Origin of the sequence: Escherichia sp. 93.0816, assembly GCF_013368855.2 — a bacterium.
Taxonomy (GTDB): Bacteria; Pseudomonadota; Gammaproteobacteria; order Enterobacterales; family Enterobacteriaceae; genus Escherichia; species Escherichia ruysiae.
This window is the reverse complement of sequence record NZ_JABWNC020000070.1, coordinates 1-888: the sequence shown is the minus strand read 5'-3', so window position 1 is coordinate 888 and position 888 is coordinate 1. Positions and strand designations below refer to the sequence as shown.

Sequence of the window (888 nt, the reverse complement as noted above, 5' to 3'; positions counted from 1 at the left end):
GTTTTGGAAATGGTGACTTCTGGCGTAATATCGTGTTCAGCCATGATTAACTACCTCAGTTAGTTGCTTGTGGTGAGCGGTGGTTAAGGGTGGCAGCCCTTAATCATCGCGCTATCTCAGTGTTATTACTGCGTTTTTCCTATCACGTTATCTAAAATCTCAGAAACCAGCTTCTGCTTCGTTCGCGGTAACTGGCTGATGATCTCGATCTGCTGTTCCAGCCGTGACGCCGGGCCGCGCTTGCTGCTTCTGCGTGGTGCTGGCAATCCGAGCAGTTCATCCAGCGACAGGTTCAGGATCTGTGCCAGTTGTGGTAACAGCGCCGCCGAAACCTTGAGCTTCCCGCCTTCGTAATGCGCCATCGTCTGCTGTGCAATCCCTAACTGTTCTGCCAGTTGCGTCTGTGTCAGTTGCTGTTCCTTACGTGCCTGTGCGATCCGTGCGCCAAGCTGCTTAAAAAACTGTTCGTCTTTGGTGTTCATGGCCTGCTGTAGCTGTCCTGTCGTTAACACTGCCATGATGTTACTCCCTGTTTTAAATAACTTGGTTGACAATACCCTAATATAGAGTACTCTGCAACAGAGTTATTTTTACCCTAAGTCTATTGACAGGTTTTTACAGGAGTTCCCGTTATGGCCCGCATCCCGGAAGCAGAGTTGCAGCACCTGAAAGCCGCCGTCTCCTTAGTCGCCGTGGTTCAGGCGCAGGGGCGACAACTGGTTAAGAAAGGGAAAGACTTCACCACGCTGTGCCCGTTCCATGACGAGAAAACGCCGTCCTGTGTGATCAGCCCGGAGAAGAATCTTTATCACTGCTTCGGCTGTAACGCAGGCGGTTCGGTGCTGGACTGGGTGATGCAGACGGAGCGCCTCAGCCTGCGTAAGGCGG

General features: G+C 52.1%; 2 protein-coding genes. One reads left to right on the top strand and one right to left on the bottom strand.

What is annotated here, in order from left to right; all coding sequences use genetic code 11:
• Nucleotides 1–125: 125 nt before the first annotated feature.
• On the bottom strand, nt 126–518 hold the full coding sequence (locus HEM79_RS22295) for a helix-turn-helix domain-containing protein (RefSeq protein ID WP_001724481.1): 393 nt from the start codon (nt 516–518) through the stop codon (nt 126–128).
• Nucleotides 519–632: 114 nt separating this feature from the next.
• Here HEM79_RS22295 and HEM79_RS22290 point away from each other — a divergent pair.
• On the top strand, nt 633–888 hold a 256-nt coding region (locus tag HEM79_RS22290; protein WP_286178686.1), incomplete at its 3' end, for a CHC2 zinc finger domain-containing protein.

Coding starts and splice junctions, on each gene's coding strand:
- HEM79_RS22295 (WP_001724481.1), bottom strand. CDS start 518: ATGGCAGTGTTAACGACAGGACAGCTACAGCAGGCCATGAACACCAAA.